This window comes from Thalassospira australica (genome assembly GCF_044790785.1).
Taxonomy (GTDB): domain Bacteria; phylum Pseudomonadota; class Alphaproteobacteria; order Rhodospirillales; family Thalassospiraceae; genus Thalassospira; species Thalassospira australica_A.
In genome coordinates this window covers 3,302,363-3,319,105 of record NZ_CP085258.1, presented here as the reverse complement: position 1 = coordinate 3,319,105, position 16,743 = coordinate 3,302,363, and the positions used below count along the sequence as shown (strand labels likewise).

The window sequence follows — 16,743 nt, the reverse complement described above, 5'->3', positions numbered from 1 at the left end:
AAGTGGCACACAAAGATGTGCCGATATGCTCCGTGGGCGACCGGGTAAGTGTCGACGGAGGTTTTTTGTTTCTGGGCCTGTATGAAACCGGTCCGATCCGAAACAAAGACCGCGTTCAGACCGGGAGTTTGCAATGACCGACGATAAAAGCGCGACACAGGGTCCATCGGACCAGGATCTTCAGGATCTTATCGCGGAAAATGATACCGGCGCGCGTCAGCCGACCGGCATGACAGCACGCATTTTGCTGTATGTCGCTGTGGCGTGGTCGCTGTTCCAGCTTTGGCTGGCATCGCCGGTGCCCTTTATGGTTGGGTTTGGTGTGTTTAATGACACCGAAGCTCGTTCTATCCATTTGGCATTTGCCGTTTTTCTGGCGTTTCTCGCCTATCCGGCTTTCAAGAATTCACCGCGAAGCTATATCCCGGTTATTGACTGGGTTCTGGCGGCAGCCGGCGGATTCTGTGCTCTTTATATCTATATTTTCTATCGCGAGCTGTCATCGCGTCCGGGCTTGCCGATTACGCAGGACCTTGTGGTGGCCGGTGCCGGTCTGGTGCTGTTGCTTGAAGCAACGCGCCGCGCACTTGGCCCGCCCCTTATGGTCGTGGCGATGGTGTTCCTTGCCTATGTTTTCTTTGGCAATGCGCCGTGGGTGCCCGATGTCCTGCAATGGGCGGGTGCAAGCTTCTCCAAGGCGATGTCGCATCAGTGGATCACGACCGAGGGCGTGTTCGGGGTCGCACTTGGCGTTTCGACAAGCTTCGTGTTCCTGTTTGTGCTGTTTGGTTCGTTGCTCGATAAAGCCGGGGCTGGCAACTATTTCATCAAGGTGGCCTTTGCCGCCCTTGGTCACATGCGCGGCGGCCCGGCAAAGGCAGCCGTTCTGGCATCGGCGATGACCGGGCTGATTTCAGGTTCGTCGATTGCCAATGTGGTGACCACGGGCACATTCACCATCCCGTTGATGAAGCGTGTCGGTTTTTCCGGCGAGAAGGCCGGTGCGGTCGAAGTTGCATCGTCGGTCAACGGGCAGATCATGCCGCCCGTCATGGGGGCTGCGGCCTTTTTGATGGTGGAATATGTCGGCATTCCGTATCCGGAAGTCATCAAACATGCCTTCCTGCCGGCAACGATTTCCTATATCGCGCTGATCTATATCGTCCATCTTGAGGCGCTCAAGGCCAATATGAAGGGCCTGCCGAAACGCCAGACATCGACCATGCAGCAAGTGCTGATGCGCTCGCTTCTGTTCGTGCTGTCGCTGGTTATTCTTGCGGGTGTGATTTACTACGCGATCAATTTCCAGAAACAGCTATTTGGTAACGCGGTTGGCTGGATTGTCGCGGTCGAATGTGCCGCGATCTATTTTGCCGGTCTTTATTATGCGGCGAAATATCCCGATCTTGAACTGGACGATCCCAACAAACCGGTGCTGGAGCTTCCGGCACTGGGGGAAACTGCCAAGTCGGGCCTGCATTATCTGCTGCCGGTCGTGGTGCTGGTCTGGTTCCTGATGATTGAACTGAAATCACCCGGATTGTCGGCCTTCTGGGCGACGGTTCTGATGCTGTTCATCATGCTGACCCAGCGTCCGGTCAAGGCGTTCTTCCGCAAGCAGCCGGACTATATGGCCAGCATCAAGGATGGCATTGCCGATGTGATTGACGGTTTTGCCACCGGTGCGCGGAACATGATCGGGATCGGGGTGGCAACGGCTGCTGCCGGTATCATCGTGGGCACCGTGTCGCTGACCGGGATCGGTCAGGTGATGGTTGAGTTTGTCGAACTGATTTCGGGCGGCAATCTGATGCTGATCCTGATCTTTACCGCAATCATCAGCTTGATCCTTGGCATGGGCTTGCCGACGACGGCGAACTATATCGTCGTGTCGAGCCTGATGGCGCCGGTGATTGTCGAACTCGGGGCTGCGAACGGCCTGATCGTACCGTTGATTGCGGTGCATCTGTTCGTGTTCTATTTCGGCATCATGGCCGATGTGACGCCACCGGTCGGTCTGGCATCCTTTGCCGCTGCGGCGGTTTCAGGGGCCGATCCGATGAAGACCGGCTTTGTCGCGTTCTTTTACAGCATGCGGACGGCTGTTCTGCCGTTCCTGTTCCTGTTCAACACGCAGCTTCTGATGATCGGGCTTGATCATCCATTTGATGTGGTGATGGTGATCTTTGTTGCGATTGTTGCGATGCTGGTCTTCGCCGCAGCGACGATGGGGTATTTCTTCACCCGGTCGAAACTGTGGGAAAGTGCGGCACTTCTGTTGATTGCCTTTACCCTGTTCCGTCCGGGTTTCTGGCTTGATCTGCTGGAGCCGCCCTATGAAAACCTGCCCGCAACCGAGATCGTGCAGACGGCAGAAGAAATGCCTGCCAATACCAGCATTCTTCTGGATGTCGAGGGCATCAGTCTGGAAGGCGACGAAGTCAGCAAATCGGTGATGTTGCCATTGGGGCCGGAAGCATCGGGCGAAGATCGTCTTTACAATGCGGGCATTGCGGTTCGCAGTGAAGACAGCAAGGTCTTTATCGATGATCTGGTCTTTGGTGGCCCGGCCGAGAAAGCGGGACTTGATTTCGACTTTGAAATCACCGCGATCAAGGTTCAAGCCGACCGGATGCCCAAAGAGGTGTTCTTTATCCCGGCGTTTATTCTGCTGGGCGGGATCATCATGTTGCAACTTCGCCGTCGTCGTGCCGAACCGGCTTAAGGAGGGCAAAGTCCATGTATAAGGATATTCTGGTTACAGTGGATCTTGATCATGATCTGTCCTGGAAAAAAGCCATTCCGGTCGCGATCAGGCAAGCCCAGGCATTCAATGCACGTCTTCACGTCCTGACCGTGGTGCCCTCGGTCGGGATGTCGATGGTGGGGCAGTTTTTCCCGAAGGGGTACGAGAAAAAGGTTCTCGATGCCTATAACGAAAGACTGCACCAGTTTGTGTCCGAACATATTCCGTCCGATCTTAAGGTCCAGCATATCGTGGGCCAGGGGACGGTCTATGAAGTGATCCTGAAAATGGCGAAAAAGACCAATTGCGATCTGATCGTCATCGGGGCGCACCGCCCGGAATTGAAGGATTACCTTCTGGGGCCGAATGCGGCGCGTGTTGTCCGCCATGCCGATTGTTCGGTGATGGTTGTGCGCGACTGATTACGGACAGGCCGGATAATCAAAGAAAGGGGCAGTGCCGTTCGGCACTGCCCCTTTTGCATGTCGGGAGACGGTCAGGCTGATTACTTTGCCGCGCAAGGGTTTGCTGCGCACGGATTTGCGGCACAGGGGTTGGCGGCCGCACACGGGTTGGCCGCGCACGGGCTGCATGGATTGCAGGGGTTCACAGCTTTCTTTGCTGCACAGGGATTTGCGGCACAGGGATTTGCGGCACACGGGTTGGCAGCACACGGGTTTGCCGCACAAGGATTTGCAGTGCAGGTGGCGACTTCGGCAGTTGGCGAGGGTAGGGGGGCGGCCTGTGCCATCGGGGCTGCCATTGCAAGACCGGCACCAACGGCAATCGCTGGGATCAGGGCGGTTTGGGAGAAGAAGCTGGACTTTTTGGACATGGATTGCCTCACTGATTAAGCGTTCATTTCGATACGATTGCCCGGACGCTTGATGTTCGTCGTCCGACCGGGGTCAATATGCGTCAAAACATTTGTCTCGGGGCGTCACATGGTTTCACTGTTGTGTGAGAGCGCCGTGTTGGCAAAGCACATTTGCCGGGCTTAATATTAGATATTTCTTGATTTTTGATTTTAATGCTTTGGTATCAAAACGATTGAAAACCCGATGGATTTCCCACATTTAAGGAGTCAGGGACAAAAGAAATCGGGGATGCTGTGCGGTTGAATAAACCGTGAGAACAGCCGTCATACAGACCAGGGCAGATAATGAAAAAACAACAATGGCATCACATCGGGGGATTGTTTGCGGCTTTTTTGGCCGCCATATCGCTGCAACAAACTGCACGGGCCCAGACGGCCGATATTCTCCTGCCTGATGTGGCCGAAATTCCGGCCGGCTGGTTCTTTCAGGGGTCGGACAAGGTTGAACGGCAATATGCCTATCAGATTGATGAGCAGGTTTACGGCCATGATGTCAGTCGCCGCAATCGCTGGTACGACGTTGAAGTCGATAAATGGCGCATTTATCTGCCGACCTATTTCATCATGACGACCCCGGTTACCAATGACCAGTATGCCGCCTTCGTTCGCGATACCGGGCATGACGTGCCCGATATCAGCGTCGAAGACTGGGAAAATCTTGGGCTGATATATGGCTATGACACCACGCGCCCGTTCGCCTGGGTGAATGGTGCGCCGCCGCGGGGCAAGGGTGACCATCCGGTTGTGTTGATATCGTGGCGCGATGCAAAGGCTTATGCCGACTGGCTTAGTGAGAAAAGCGGTAAAAAATGGCGTATCCCAGAGGAAATCTATTGGGAGAAGGCCGTTCGCGGGGCCGACGGCATTTTTTATCCGTGGGGCAATATCTATGAGCCGGAACAGCTTAACAGTGCTGATCGCGGGCCGTTTGATACCATGCCGGTCGGTCAGTTCGCGCCGGGTCCCTATGGGCTTTATGACGGAGCCGGGCAGGTGTTTGAATGGACATCAACCAGCGTGCAACCGGGATACAGGATCGTCAAAGGCGGGTCCTGGGATGACCGGGGATGCGGGGTTTGCCGCCCGGCAGCCCGCCATGGCCGACCGGAACATATGCAGCATATCCTGATCGGCGTCCGTTTGATGTACGAATAGGGTGTTGTCAGCCTGCTGCATGGTTGCGAATTGTTGCAGAATCACTAATTCTTGAACGGGATTAATTGGCCATGCTGGCCGGGATCGGGTTATTTCTGCCATTGCGGATAAGGGTTCGGATCGCAAGGTAACTGGTGTTGGAATGACCAAAATAGAAATTGACTGGACATTGCTTCCGACCGGGCGGCTTGAACGGATGCTGGCGGCCGGGCGCGACGTGATGGAATGCCACCGGGTATTGGCGATCACCGGCGACAATATTGTCGGTGAACTGATCAAGACGGGCAGTGCCTTTTACGAATGGTCGCATTATCCCGAAGGGGATGTGTATGACCGCAATTCGCATGCCCAGTTTTATTATCACGCCCATCCGAAGGATGAACAACGCGATTGGGCCGAACACGGACATTTCCATACCTTCCTGCGTCCGCGCGGCATGCCTGCCGGATCAAAGCCCTTCCCGATCGAGGGATTTGACTATCCCGAAGGCCCCAATGATGCGCTGTCGCATCTGGTTGCGGTATCGATGGATGAATACGGTTTTGCCCAGCGCCTGTTCACCACCAATCGCTGGGTCACCGGCGAGGTATGGTATGACGGGGAAACCGTCGTCAGAATGCTGGAAAATTTCATCATTGATCATGCGCAACCATCCTGGCCGGTCAATCGCTGGATATCGGGAATGATTGTCCTGTACCGGCCGCAGATCGAACAGCTGGTGCGTCTGCGTGATGTGGCGATCCGCGAATGGCATGAAAAACATCCGGACCGCGATGTTTACGAGGACCGGGAGCTGGAAGTGACATCGACCATCGATATCCGGGTCGAGGAACAAATTCGCGCGATTACCGAGGAGCTCGGGCGCCGGCGCGCAGCGGCGTGATGTTATTGGGACGAATGAAAACGGCCAATGCGGATGCACTGGCCGTTTTTTTGATGTGATATCAGATATCAAAGGCGCTTAATGCGCTTTCAGATATTCGATGACATCGGCAATCTCGTCTTCTTTTTTCAGCTTTAGCGTCATCTTCGAACGTTCCTTGGAGCCGGCGATTTCGCTCAGCTTGGCGGACGGGTCCTGAAGATAGTCGACCAGAAAGGTTTCATCGATGGTGAAACCTTTTTCGCAAGCAGCCAGATAACCCTTGCCATATTTGTAATCAGCGACATGGCCGCATTGTGCGCCGAAAGCACCGGCCAGCGACGGACCGACCTTGTTCTGGCCGGGTTCAACACTGTGGCAGGCAGCGCATTTCTTGAAAACTTTCTCGCCGTTGGCGGCATCACCGGCCATGGCCGGAACCACGCCGAGCACGGCCATGGTGGCGGCGATGGTAAGCGTTTTGGTCAAATTCATATTGCGGGCCTCTCATGGTCTGCAAGTGGTAGGGTCCCCACTGCATTCTGTCGTTGGTTGGTTCCCAAGTGAACCGAAAAACACAAACAGAACCGAAAATTCGCTTTTCGTTAAAAAAGATGGGCTTACTGTTGAGTTTCGCGATTTCGACACGACATTTAGCACAAGCACGAACTGAATAATTTGCGTTTAGTCAATCGCGCCTACGGTGTATAAAGATATTCAAATGGTTGGCAGCCGATTGCTTAGCGTGCCGGGAGAGCTCCATTGCCGCGTATCACCAAAGAAGATCTTAACAATCTGATCCAGGACCCTTCCGCGAAGAATCGCGCCCAAACGGCCGACAAGATCAGCCGTGAATTTTCTGCTGAAAATCTGTCAGATAGCGAACGCGTTCTTGCCGAAGATATTTTTCGCCTGATGGTGCGCGACGCCGAAGTGCGCGTGCGCAAGGCATTGGCCAAGAACCTGAAACAGACACCACTGGTGCCCCATGACGTGGCTGCGACACTTGCGCGCGACGTTGATGACGTGGCCCTGCCGATCCTGAAATTTTCCGAGGTCCTGAACGATAACGATCTGGTCGATATCATCGGCGACAATGCCGACAGTGTTGAAAAGCAGCGTGCCATCGCATCGCGCCCGCATGTCTCGGAGGTCGTTTCGGCCACATTGGTTGATATCGGCCACGAAGATGTCATGGTCGACCTGATCGCCAACGATGGTGCGGAAATCAGCGAACATTCCCTGCAAAAGGTTGTCGACGATTTCGGCGATAACGAACGTATCCAGAAACCGATGATCGAACGCAACCATCTGCCGATCACGATTGCCGAAAGGCTGGTGACGCTGGTATCCGACCGGATGCGTTCCGAACTGATTGCGCGCGGCCATATCCCCGAGGGGATCGTGAATGCCGTCATGACCCAGTCGCAGGAAAGTGCCACCATCGGACTTCTGGGCGAGGGTGCGGAAGAACGCGATGTCGAGCTTCTGGTCGAACATCTTCACACCAACAACCGCCTGACCAGCGGGTTGATCCTGCGTGCCCTTTGTATGGGGGACGTCGCCTTTTTCGAAGCCGCTCTTGCGCGTCGGGCCGGGGTATCGTTAATCAATACCCGCATCCTGATCCATGATAGCGGCCCGTTCGGGCTTGAAGCGATTTACAACAAGGCTGAAATGCCAGCCCACTTTTTCCCCGGTGTTCGCGCGGCAATCGAGGTTGCGCGCGAAACCGATCTTGATGGCGGGGAACGTGATCGTGAACGTTATTCGCGCCGGATGATCGAACGGGTTCTGACGCAGTATGGCGATCTGGGGGTCGAGTTTGATTCCGACGATGTCGATTATCTGATGGGGCGCATGCTGCAATTGCCGAGCGAGCGGAACCTGCCGCAATAGCAGCCAAACGACCGCATCCCTTGAATTCAAGCCGCCCGTTTCGGGCGGTTTTTCTTTATGAGAGACAAGTGATTGTATTTCAGGGGGACTGCGAATCGACGGGCCATTTTATGGGGCCATGTTGCAATATTTGCCGAACGGGAAAAGCAGGCCAAGGCCGAAATGAAAACGGGAAGCTGTCTTTTCAAACAGCTTCCCGACTGATGGTCGGAGCGAGAGGATTCGAACCTCCGACCCCTGCCTCCCGAAGACAGTGCTCTACCAGGCTGAGCTACGCTCCGTCAGTGGGCGGTTGTTTAGCCCGTCTTTCGGGCCGGATCAAGCATAAACCGGTCGATCCGATGGAAAAATGTATCATTTCACGGCGGGTGATTGCGGGGGTGATTACAGAGGTGCCGTGCCCGGTATGCCATGGCCTTCCAGACAGGAATGGCGGCAACAATCCGATACGCAAAAGGCCCCGAAACGGAAACCGTTTCAGGGCCTTTGAATGATGGTCGGAGCGAGAGGATTCGAACCTCCGACCCCTGCCTCCCGAAGACAGTGCTCTACCAGGCTGAGCTACGCTCCGTCATTCTGCGAAGCCGGGTGATAATCCCAATTACCGGTCGACGCAAGGATTTTTTGCGCCAATCCGCCGGGACCCCGGCATGCGGTATCAGTATGGGCGCGAAATGCAGAACTCGACCGCTTCGATCATCGCATCCTTGATCGCACCATCATCAAAACGCGCCAGGGTATCAATGGCAAGCTGGCCAAATTCACGCGCACGATCCATGGATGCGCCAAGCGCATCATATTTGCGGATCAGTTCCTGCGCGCGATCAAGATCGCCATCCTGGAAATCCTGATCTTCCATGCAGCGGCGCCAGAAGGCCTTTTCCGCGTCGTCGCCCTTGGCATAGGAAATGATCACCGGCAGCGTCACCTTGCCGTCACGGAAATCATCGCCAACCGTTTTGCCCAGTGTCGCCTGATGGGCGGAATAATCCAGTACATCGTCAATCAGCTGGAAGGCCGTACCCAGATAGATGCCATAAAGACGAAGGGCTTCTTCGTCCTCGGCCGAACGATTGGCGATGACCGCACCGATCTGCGATGCGGCACCAAACAGGGCGGCGGTTTTGGCGGTGATGACTTCAAGATAGGCTTCTTCGCTGGTCGCCATGTCGTTGGCGGTCGAAAGTTGCAAAACTTCGCCTTCGGCAATGACGGCGGACGCCTTGGCAAGGATATCAAGAACCTTGAGCGAGCCGTTCCGGACCATCACGACAAAGGCGCGCGCAAACAGGAAGTCCCCGACCAGAACGCTGGCTTCGTTGCCAAACAGGGCATTGGCCGATGCCTGACCACGGCGCAGCAGGCTTTCATCAACAACATCGTCATGCAAAAGCGTTGCGGTGTGGATAAACTCGACACAGGCCGCAAGATCAACCGCAGATGTCCCGCCCTGATAGCCGCAAAGCTGGGCGGATGCCAGCGTCAGCATCGGGCGCATGCGTTTGCCACCGGCGGCAACCAGATGGCTTGCCAGTTGCGGGATCAGCGCGACTTCGCTGTGCATGTTGTCGATGATGACCTGATTGACGCGCTTCATGTCGGCATCGACAAGGCGGATCAGGGAGTCAAGGCTGGGTTCGGTCGTTTGTTGCGTTGCGATATTGGTCACGCTGTAATCCGAAACAATTTCTCGCGTATTGACCCCGCCCACCGGGACGGGTAACGCTGATTTCAGTGGGCGGCCTCAACATAGAGATGCCGGGTGGTGACGGTCAAGTGGACAAATGGTTGCCAGCCACGCAACAATGGTCACTTTGGCGTCAGTTTTACCCGAATATGTGCGGTCGGACACATATATATCGACAAGATCAACATACAATAACAACCGGGGCGCATAAATCGCATGATCGAGCTATTTCGCAGCAACGACCCGATCGAGCTTAGCTGGGCGCAATCGGTCCTCGCCGACGAAGGCATTGCAAGCCACGTTTTTGATTATCATGCCAGCATTCTGGAAGGATCCATCGGCGCACTTCCAAGGCGTTTGATGGTTGATCCCAAAGAAGAAAGCCGGGCCAAATACATCCTTGATATTGCCAGACGCGATCTGGATGCGCATAACGCACAGCATGATGCCGATGCCGGGCCCAATGCCGAGGAAGAGCAGGATTAAGGCGATTTATGAACCGGACCGATAGTGCATTTCATGTTCCCGACTTTGCCGAAGAACGCATCAGCCATGATTTCCTGCTGGGCGGTTCGGTGACGTTAAAGCAGCCGGTGGATGGTTATCGGGCGGCGGTGGATGCGGTTTTGCTGGCGGCGTCCGTTTCGATCAGTTCCAGACGGGATCAGAAAATACTCGATGTCGGGGCGGCTGTCGGGTCGGCCGGGTTATGTGTTGCACGCCGTCTGGCCGATGCCGAAGTGACCGGGGTCGAGTTGCAGGACGATCTTTATGCGCTGTTTTGCCGCAACGTTGTTGAAAATGATCTGGTTGGCCGGGTAACGCCGGTTCATGGCGATATCAATGACCGGTCCTTGCCGCTGGTGGCCGAAAGTTTTGATCAGGTGATTTCAAACCCGCCCTATTATGCCGGGGGCACCCGACCCGCCAATGAAAGCCGGGCGAGGGCACATCAGGAAGGCACCGCCGATCTCAGGGACTGGATCAATTTCTGCCTTCGGATGGTGCGCCAGAAGGGCCGGATCACCATTGTGCATCGGGCGGATCATCTGGACCGGATCATCGGGCTTTTGCATGGCCGGGCAGGCGACATGACCATTTACCCGATCTGGAGCAAGGCCAGCGCCGATGCACCGCTTCGCGTGATTGTTTCGGCGCGCAAGGGCGTTTCCTCGCCGGTTACCCTGCGGCGGGGGATTGTTCTGCATGACGAGGCCGGGGTTTATCTGCCCGAATGTGATGCGCTTTTGCGGGTGCCATCTGCATTGCCCGGTTTCTAAATCGGGCTTGGTTTAATATAAGGGCACTATAAAGTGCGTCGCGGGTCCGTTGTGGCGCAGAAACCTTGATGCTTTGGGAAATGCCATGCTGAGTTTATCGAAAATCCTTTTTACCGCACTGATCGTTGTGGTGGTATGGCAGGGCTTCAAGCTGTTTACCCGCAAGAATCAGGTTTCCGGGCAGCAACAGCCAAAACAGACCCGGCATCAGAAAAGCCAGAAGAATGAAGCTGTGGCGCACGATCTTGAAAAATGCCCGAAATGCGGTGTCTATCACGCCGAAGGCAGCGCGCATGTTTGCGAAGTCTGAGTTGCGCGCAATGCATATTTTCATTTGCTGATTTCTTCGACTTTCGCCCAACAGGCCGTGATTTCGCTTGGAAAAACCGGTTGTTGCAGGGATGTTGTATGCTGCAATGCGGTATGGGATTCGCCGCGGTGTCATAAAAAGCGCTAAATTCAGGCCCACTCAGGGCTTTTGCGTTCTTGACCCCGACGGGGTGGGGCGGTAGCTTGCCGCTCTAAATTTACCGACAACATAATAGTGAGTTCGCGCAATGGCGCTCGACGGGTCGCAACGTCCCCCTTCATTCCAGGAAATCATTCTCCGCCTGCAAAGCTATTGGGCCGATCAGGGTTGTGTCATCCTGCAGCCCTATGACCTTGAAGTCGGTGCCGGAACCTTCCACACCGCAACCACGTTGCGCGCGCTGGGCCCGGAAAGCTGGAATGCGGCCTATGTGCAGCCGTCGCGCCGCCCGACCGATGGTCGTTATGGCGAAAACCCGAACCGTTTGCAGCACTATTACCAGTTCCAGGTCCTGATGAAGCCGTCACCGGCCAATTCGCAGGAACTTTACCTTGGCTCGCTGGCGCATCTGGGCATTGACCCGATGGCGCATGATATCCGTTTCGTCGAAGACGACTGGGAAAGCCCGACTTTGGGCGCGTGGGGCCTTGGCTGGGAAGTGTGGCTGGACGGGATGGAAGTCACCCAGTTCACCTATTTCCAGCAGGTTGGCGGTTTTGAATGCGACCCGGTCCCGGTCGAGCTGACCTATGGTCTGGAACGTCTTGCGATGTATATCCAGGGCGTCGAAAACGTTTATGACCTTGATTATAACGGCAATGGCGTCAGCTATGGCGATGTGTTCCTTCAGAACGAAAAGGAACAATCGACCTATAACTTCGAAGTCGCCAATACCGATATGCTGTTCCAGCATTTCAAGGACGCGCAGGCCGAATGTGCGGTCAATATCGAACGCGGCCTTGCATTGCCAGCCTATGAGCAGGCAATGAAGGCCAGCCATATCTTTAACCTCCTCGATGCGCGCGGCGTGATTTCGGTCACCGAACGTGCGGCCTATATCGGCCGTGTGCGCGACATGTCGAAATCCTGCTGCGAGGCGTGGCTTCGTTCGCGCGGGCATTTGAAAGAGGAGGCATAAGTCATGGCCGAATTGCTGCTTGAACTGTTTTCGGAAGAAATTCCGGCCCGCATGCAGGCGCGTGCTTCCGAGGACCTGACCAAATTGGTCACCGATGGCCTGAAGGCCGCCGATCTTGCGTTTGATAATGTCGAGGCATTGGTTACACCGCGCCGCCTGACCCTGATCATTGACGGTTTGCCGGACAAACAGCCGGACCTGCGCGAAGAACGCCGTGGCCCGCGTGCCGATGCCCCGGAAAAGGCGATTGCCGGTTTCCTTGCCGGCAATGGTGTGACACTGGAACAATGTGAAAAGCGCGAAACGCCCAAGGGTGTTTTCCTGTTTGCGATTGTCGAACAGAAGGGCCGCAATAGCGCCGAGGTCATCAAGGACATCATCGAAGACGCCATGGCAAAACTGCCCTGGCCGAAATCGATGCGCTGGGCCGATCAGAAAGTCCGCTGGGTGCGTCAGCTTGACCGGATCCTGTGCCTGTTTGACGGCAAGGTGATCCCGGCATCCTTTGGCCCGGTAACCGCTGGCAATATCACAAGCGGCCATCGGTTCCTTGCCCCGGCGACCTTTAGCGTTGCCAACGCCGCCGAATACAAGGCGAAACTTGCCTTTGCCAAGGTGATGCTCGATCGCGAAGAACGCAAGAAGGTCATTCTGGATGGTGCGCGCAAGCTTGCGGCATCAGAAGGCTTTACGCTTCTGGAAGATAACGGACTGCTTGAAGAAGTCTGCGGTCTGGTCGAATGGCCGGTACCCGTCATGGGCAAGGTCGATGACCAGTTCATGGATATCCCGCGCGAGGTTCTTGAAACCTCGATGCGTGAACATCAGAAATATTTCGTTGTCGAAGACAGCAATGGCAAACTGGCCGCGCGCTTCATCACCATTTCGAACATGGTGACGATGGATGCCAATGCACAGATCATTGCCGGGAACGAACGCGTTTTGCGTGCGCGCCTGCATGATGCGAAATTCTTCTGGGATCAGGATCGGAAAGTGACGCTCGAAGCGCGTCTGCCGAAACTTGATAACATCGTGTTCCATGCCAAGCTTGGCTCGCTGGCCGCGCGTGTTTTGCGCCTGCGCGGACTGGCACGCGAACTTTCAGCCGATATTCCGGGCTGCGATGTCAAACTTGCCGATCGGGCGGCGGAAATTGCCAAGGCCGATCTGGTGTCGAACATGGTGTTCGAATTTACCGAACTTCAGGGACTGATGGGGAAATACTACGCCGAGAATGACGGCGAAGCCCCCGAAGTCGCCAACGCCATTGCACAGCATTATGCACCGGCCGGTCCGTCGGATATGTGTCCGACCGCACCCGTTTCGGTGGCTGTTGCCTTGGCCGAGAAGCTCGATACCCTTGCCGGGTTCTTTACCATCGATGAAAAGCCGACCGGTTCAAAAGATCCGTTCGCGCTGCGTCGTGCGGCATTGGGTGTCATCCGGCTGGTTCTGGAAAACGGTTTGCGTGTGCCGCTGCGGCGCGCATTTGCCTTTGCCGTTTCCCAATATCCGGCCTCTATTCGTCGTGACGAGGCGGTTGACGAACTTCTGGCATTCTTTGCCGACCGCCTGAAAGTCCATCTGCGCGAGCAGGGCGTTCGCCATGATCTGGTGTCTGCCGTGTTTGCACTGGATGGCGAGGACGATCTTGTCCGCCTTCTGGCCCGTGTTGATGCGCTTGCCGATTTTGTGTCGGGGGAAAGCGGCGTCAACCTTATGGCCGGGTACAAGCGTGCGTCCAATATCCTGCGTATCGAAGAGAAGAAGGATGAAAAATCCTATGATGCGGATGTGTCCGCCGATCTTCTGACGCAGGACGAGGAACGCAAGCTCTATGAGGCGCTCATCAATGTCCGGCATAAGGCTTTGCCGCTTCTGCGGGCCGAGAATTATGCCGAGGCTATGGCCGAATTCGCGCATCTGCGCGGACCGGTCGATGCATTCTTCGAAGGGGTCACGGTAAATAGTGACAAGGCAGAAGAACGTGCCAACCGCCTTAAGCTGCTGGCGCAAATTCGCACTGCTTTGCATGACATTGCCGATTTCTCGAAGATCGAGTCATAAATAAGGTCGGGGTCGCCCGGAATTCCGGAACGCCTTGACCAGATGAGGAAAAGGCAAGATGACCAAATGGGTTTACGGCTTCGGTGGCGGTAGCGCCGAAGGACGTTCCGATATGCGCGAGCTTTTGGGCGGTAAAGGTGCCAACCTTGCCGAGATGAGCAATCTCGGCCTTCCGGTCCCGCCCGGTTTTACCATCACGACCGAAGTCTGCACGGCGTTTTATGACAATGACCGTGCCTATCCCGACGGTCTTGAAGCCGAAGTTGAAAAGTCGCTTGCTGCTGTCGAAGCCCTGGTCGGTCGCAAATTTGGCAATCCCAAGGACCCGTTGCTGGTTTCCGTTCGTTCCGGCGCACGTGCCTCGATGCCCGGCATGATGGATACGGTTCTTAATCTGGGCCTGAATGACGAAACGGTTGAAGGTTTGGCGGCGGTCTCTGGTGACCGCCGTTTTGCGTATGACAGCTATCGCCGTTTCATTCAGATGTATGGCGATGTGGTTCTGGGCGTTGATCACTACCATTTCGAGGAAATCCTTGAAATCCACAAGGAAGACAAGGGCTATGTCCTTGATACCGAAATGGGTGCCGATGACTGGCAGGCGGTGGTTCAGGGCTTCAAGAAAAAGGTTGATGCCGAACTCGGGCGTCCCTTCCCGCAGGATCCGCGCGAACAGCTTTGGGGCGCGATTGGGGCGGTTTTCGGAAGCTGGATGAACGCGCGCGCCAACACATACCGTCGCCTGCACAATATCCCGGCAAGCTGGGGCACGGCGGTCAATGTTCAGGCCATGGTATTCGGTAATATGGGCGATGATTGCGCGACCGGTGTGTGCTTCTCGCGCAATCCGTCGACCGGTGAAAACCGTTTTTACGGAGAATATCTGATCAATGCGCAGGGCGAGGACGTTGTCGCGGGGATCCGTACCCCGGCCCCGCTGACCAAAATCGAACGCGAAGAGTCGGGTTCCGATCTTTTGTCGATGGAAGAAGCCATGCCCGGCGTCTTTGGTGAGCTTTGCGATATTCGTGACAAGCTTGAATCGCATTATCGCGACATGCAGGACATGGAATTCACCGTTGAGTCCGGCAGGCTTTATATGCTGCAAACCCGTGCGGGCAAACGCACGGCCAAGGCCGCCCTTCGCATCGCGGTTGAGATGTGCCGCGATGGTGTGATTTCGCAGGAAGATGCGCTGCGTCGTGTTGATCCCGCACAGCTTGACCAGTTGCTGCATCCAACCCTTGATCCCGATGCGGATCGCAAGGTGATCGGCATGGGGCTTCCGGCATCGCCCGGCGCGGCATCGGGGCAGATTGTCTTTTCCGCCGAGGTGGCCGAGGACTGGGTGCATAACCGGGGCCGCAAGGTCATTCTGGTGCGCATCGAAACCAGCCCCGAGGACATTGCGGGCATGCATGCCGCCGAGGGTATTCTGACATCGCGCGGCGGCATGACCAGCCACGCGGCGGTGGTGGCGCGTGGCATGGGCACGCCCTGTGTTTGCGGCGCCGGTCAGGTCAAGATCGACTATACCAACAAAACCATGATGTCGGGTGGCGTGACCCTGAACGAAGGCGATGTCATCACCCTTGACGGTGCGACGGGCGAGGTGATGCTGGGCGAAGTCGCGACACTGAAACCGGACCTGTCGGGTGATTTTTCGCAATTGATGGAATGGGCGGATGGGGTGCGCCGTCTTAAGGTCCGCACCAACGCCGAAACACCTGATGATGCGGCAACCGCACGCGGTTTCGGGGCGGAGGGGATCGGCCTTTGCCGGACCGAACATATGTTCTTTGACCCGGCACGCATCATTTCCATGCGCGAAATGATTCTGGCCGATACGGAAAAGGGCCGGCGTGCGGCACTGGATAAACTTCTGCCCTATCAGCGTCAGGACTTTATTGACCTGTTCCGGATCATGAAGGGATTACCGGTCACGATCCGTCTGCTGGACCCGCCATTGCATGAATTCCTGCCGCATGGCGATGCAGAAATTGCCGAGGTCGCCAATGCGGCGGGTGTGGCAGAGGTCGTCGTGCGTCGCCGGTTGCTGGAACTCTCGGAAGCCAACCCGATGCTGGGGCATCGCGGCTGCCGTCTTGGCATCAGCTATCCGGAAATCTATGAAATGCAGACCCGCGCGATATTCGAAGCCGCGATAGAGGTTTCAAAGGATGGTGGCGATCCGGTCATTCCGGAAATCATGATCCCGCTGATTGTCGGCAAGAAGGAACTTGAAATCCTCAAGGCCGTGATCATCAAGGTTGCGGGCGAAGTTGAGGCCGAAAAATCGGCCAAGCTCGAATTCCTTGTCGGCACGATGATCGAATTGCCGCGGGCCGCCCTTCGGGCCGGTGAAATCGCCGAAGAAGCCGAATTTTTCAGCTTCGGGACCAACGATTTGACCCAGACGACCTTTGGTCTTTCGCGTGATGACGCTTCCCGGTTCTTGGACACCTATATTTCCAAGGATATCTTTGCCGGTGACCCGTTCGTGTCGCTTGATCAGGAAGGGGTGGGCGAGCTGGTCAGCATTGCTGCCGAACGTGGCCGTAAAACGCGTTCTGACATCAAGCTTGGCATTTGCGGCGAACATGGCGGGGATCCATCCTCCATCGCCTTCTGCGAGGCACAGGGGCTGGATTACGTCTCATGCTCGCCCTATCGCGTGCCGATTGCGCGTTTGGCCGCCGCACAGGCCGCGCTCAAGAAATAA

The 16,743-nt window shown here is 56.0% G+C and carries 13 protein-coding genes and 2 tRNA genes; 11 read left to right on the top strand and 4 right to left on the bottom strand.

What is annotated here, in order from left to right:
• The first annotated feature begins 133 nt into the window (after window positions 1-133).
• The 4 genes from LG297_RS15615 (at window position 134) to LG297_RS15600 (ending at window position 5,661) form a co-directional block, all read left to right on the top strand.
• Window positions 134-2,725, top strand: coding sequence for a TRAP transporter permease (locus LG297_RS15615; RefSeq protein WP_404421834.1), 2,592 nt, complete (start codon window positions 134-136; stop codon window positions 2,723-2,725).
• 14 nt (window positions 2,726-2,739) lie between these two features.
• Window positions 2,740-3,168: a universal stress protein gene (locus tag LG297_RS15610; RefSeq protein WP_404421832.1), complete on the top strand. Its 429-nt coding sequence runs from the start codon at window positions 2,740-2,742 to the stop codon at window positions 3,166-3,168.
• A 740-nt stretch (window positions 3,169-3,908) separates the two neighbouring features.
• A complete protein-coding gene (locus tag LG297_RS15605) occupies window positions 3,909-4,778 on the top strand; it encodes a formylglycine-generating enzyme family protein (RefSeq protein WP_404421830.1) in 870 nt (289 codons plus the stop codon).
• A gap of 142 nt (window positions 4,779-4,920) precedes the next feature.
• Window positions 4,921-5,661 carry a DUF6969 family protein gene (locus LG297_RS15600; RefSeq protein ID WP_404421828.1) on the top strand — a complete coding sequence of 247 codons (741 nt, stop codon included), beginning with the start codon at window positions 4,921-4,923 and terminating at the stop codon, window positions 5,659-5,661.
• Between the two features lie 78 nt (window positions 5,662-5,739).
• Here LG297_RS15600 and LG297_RS15595 read toward each other — a convergent pair whose 3' ends face one another.
• Window positions 5,740-6,135 (bottom strand): c-type cytochrome, encoded by a 396-nt coding sequence (locus LG297_RS15595; protein WP_404421826.1) that lies wholly within the window; start codon window positions 6,133-6,135, stop codon window positions 5,740-5,742.
• 267 nt (window positions 6,136-6,402) lie between these two features.
• On the opposite strand from LG297_RS15595, the gene LG297_RS15590 reads away from it, so the two are divergent.
• The gene (locus tag LG297_RS15590) at window positions 6,403-7,539 is read left to right on the top strand and encodes a DUF2336 domain-containing protein (protein ID WP_404421824.1); all 1,137 of its coding nucleotides are present in this window, start codon (window positions 6,403-6,405) and stop codon (window positions 7,537-7,539) included.
• Between the two features lie 204 nt (window positions 7,540-7,743).
• On the opposite strand, the gene LG297_RS15585 is transcribed toward LG297_RS15590, so the two are convergent.
• The 3 genes from LG297_RS15585 to LG297_RS15575 form a co-directional block, all read right to left on the bottom strand.
• A tRNA-Pro gene (locus LG297_RS15585) sits at window positions 7,744-7,820 on the bottom strand.
• Window positions 7,821-8,033: 213 nt separating this feature from the next.
• Window positions 8,034-8,110, bottom strand: a tRNA-Pro gene (locus LG297_RS15580).
• A gap of 87 nt (window positions 8,111-8,197) precedes the next feature.
• Window positions 8,198-9,208 (bottom strand): polyprenyl synthetase family protein, encoded by a 1,011-nt coding sequence (locus tag LG297_RS15575; RefSeq protein WP_404421822.1) that lies wholly within the window; start codon window positions 9,206-9,208, stop codon window positions 8,198-8,200.
• A gap of 234 nt (window positions 9,209-9,442) precedes the next feature.
• Here LG297_RS15575 and LG297_RS15570 point away from each other — a divergent pair, with 234 nt between their 5' ends.
• The 6 genes from LG297_RS15570 (at window position 9,443) to ppdK (ending at window position 16,743) form a co-directional block, all read left to right on the top strand.
• On the top strand, window positions 9,443-9,712 hold the full coding sequence (locus LG297_RS15570) for a DUF2007 domain-containing protein (protein WP_404421820.1): 270 nt from the start codon (window positions 9,443-9,445) through the stop codon (window positions 9,710-9,712).
• 8 nt (window positions 9,713-9,720) lie between these two features.
• A complete protein-coding gene (locus LG297_RS15565; RefSeq protein ID WP_404421818.1) occupies window positions 9,721-10,506 on the top strand; it encodes a tRNA1(Val) (adenine(37)-N6)-methyltransferase in 786 nt (261 codons plus the stop codon).
• Between the two features lie 85 nt (window positions 10,507-10,591).
• Entirely contained in the window at window positions 10,592-10,816 is a 225-nt protein-coding gene (locus LG297_RS15560) for a hypothetical protein (RefSeq protein ID WP_404421816.1), read from the top strand.
• Window positions 10,817-11,063: 247 nt separating this feature from the next.
• Window positions 11,064-11,954 (top strand): glycine--tRNA ligase subunit alpha, encoded by an 891-nt coding sequence (locus LG297_RS15555; protein ID WP_007092414.1) that lies wholly within the window; start codon window positions 11,064-11,066, stop codon window positions 11,952-11,954.
• Window positions 11,955-11,957: 3 nt separating this feature from the next.
• Window positions 11,958-14,021 (top strand): glycine--tRNA ligase subunit beta, encoded by a 2,064-nt coding sequence (gene glyS / locus LG297_RS15550; protein WP_404421814.1) that lies wholly within the window; start codon window positions 11,958-11,960, stop codon window positions 14,019-14,021.
• Window positions 14,022-14,079: 58 nt separating this feature from the next.
• Window positions 14,080-16,743 (top strand): pyruvate, phosphate dikinase, encoded by a 2,664-nt coding sequence (ppdK, locus tag LG297_RS15545; protein ID WP_404421812.1) that lies wholly within the window; start codon window positions 14,080-14,082, stop codon window positions 16,741-16,743.

What these genes read in the sequence shown, in the direction of transcription:
- LG297_RS15615 (WP_404421834.1), top strand. Translation starts at nt 134, where the DNA reads ATGACCGACGATAAAAGCGCGACACAGGGTCCATCGGACCAGGATCTT.
- LG297_RS15610 (WP_404421832.1), top strand. Translation starts at nt 2,740, where the DNA reads ATGTATAAGGATATTCTGGTTACAGTGGATCTTGATCATGATCTGTCC.
- LG297_RS15605 (WP_404421830.1), top strand. Translation starts at nt 3,909, where the DNA reads ATGAAAAAACAACAATGGCATCACATCGGGGGATTGTTTGCGGCTTTT.
- LG297_RS15600 (WP_404421828.1), top strand. Translation starts at nt 4,921, where the DNA reads ATGACCAAAATAGAAATTGACTGGACATTGCTTCCGACCGGGCGGCTT.
- LG297_RS15595 (WP_404421826.1), bottom strand. Translation starts at nt 6,135, where the DNA reads ATGAATTTGACCAAAACGCTTACCATCGCCGCCACCATGGCCGTGCTC.
- LG297_RS15570 (WP_404421820.1), top strand. Translation starts at nt 9,443, where the DNA reads ATGATCGAGCTATTTCGCAGCAACGACCCGATCGAGCTTAGCTGGGCG.
- LG297_RS15565 (WP_404421818.1), top strand. Translation starts at nt 9,721, where the DNA reads ATGAACCGGACCGATAGTGCATTTCATGTTCCCGACTTTGCCGAAGAA.
- LG297_RS15560 (WP_404421816.1), top strand. Translation starts at nt 10,592, where the DNA reads ATGCTGAGTTTATCGAAAATCCTTTTTACCGCACTGATCGTTGTGGTG.
- LG297_RS15555 (WP_007092414.1), top strand. Translation starts at nt 11,064, where the DNA reads ATGGCGCTCGACGGGTCGCAACGTCCCCCTTCATTCCAGGAAATCATT.
- glyS (WP_404421814.1), top strand. Translation starts at nt 11,958, where the DNA reads ATGGCCGAATTGCTGCTTGAACTGTTTTCGGAAGAAATTCCGGCCCGC.
- ppdK (WP_404421812.1), top strand. Translation starts at nt 14,080, where the DNA reads ATGACCAAATGGGTTTACGGCTTCGGTGGCGGTAGCGCCGAAGGACGT.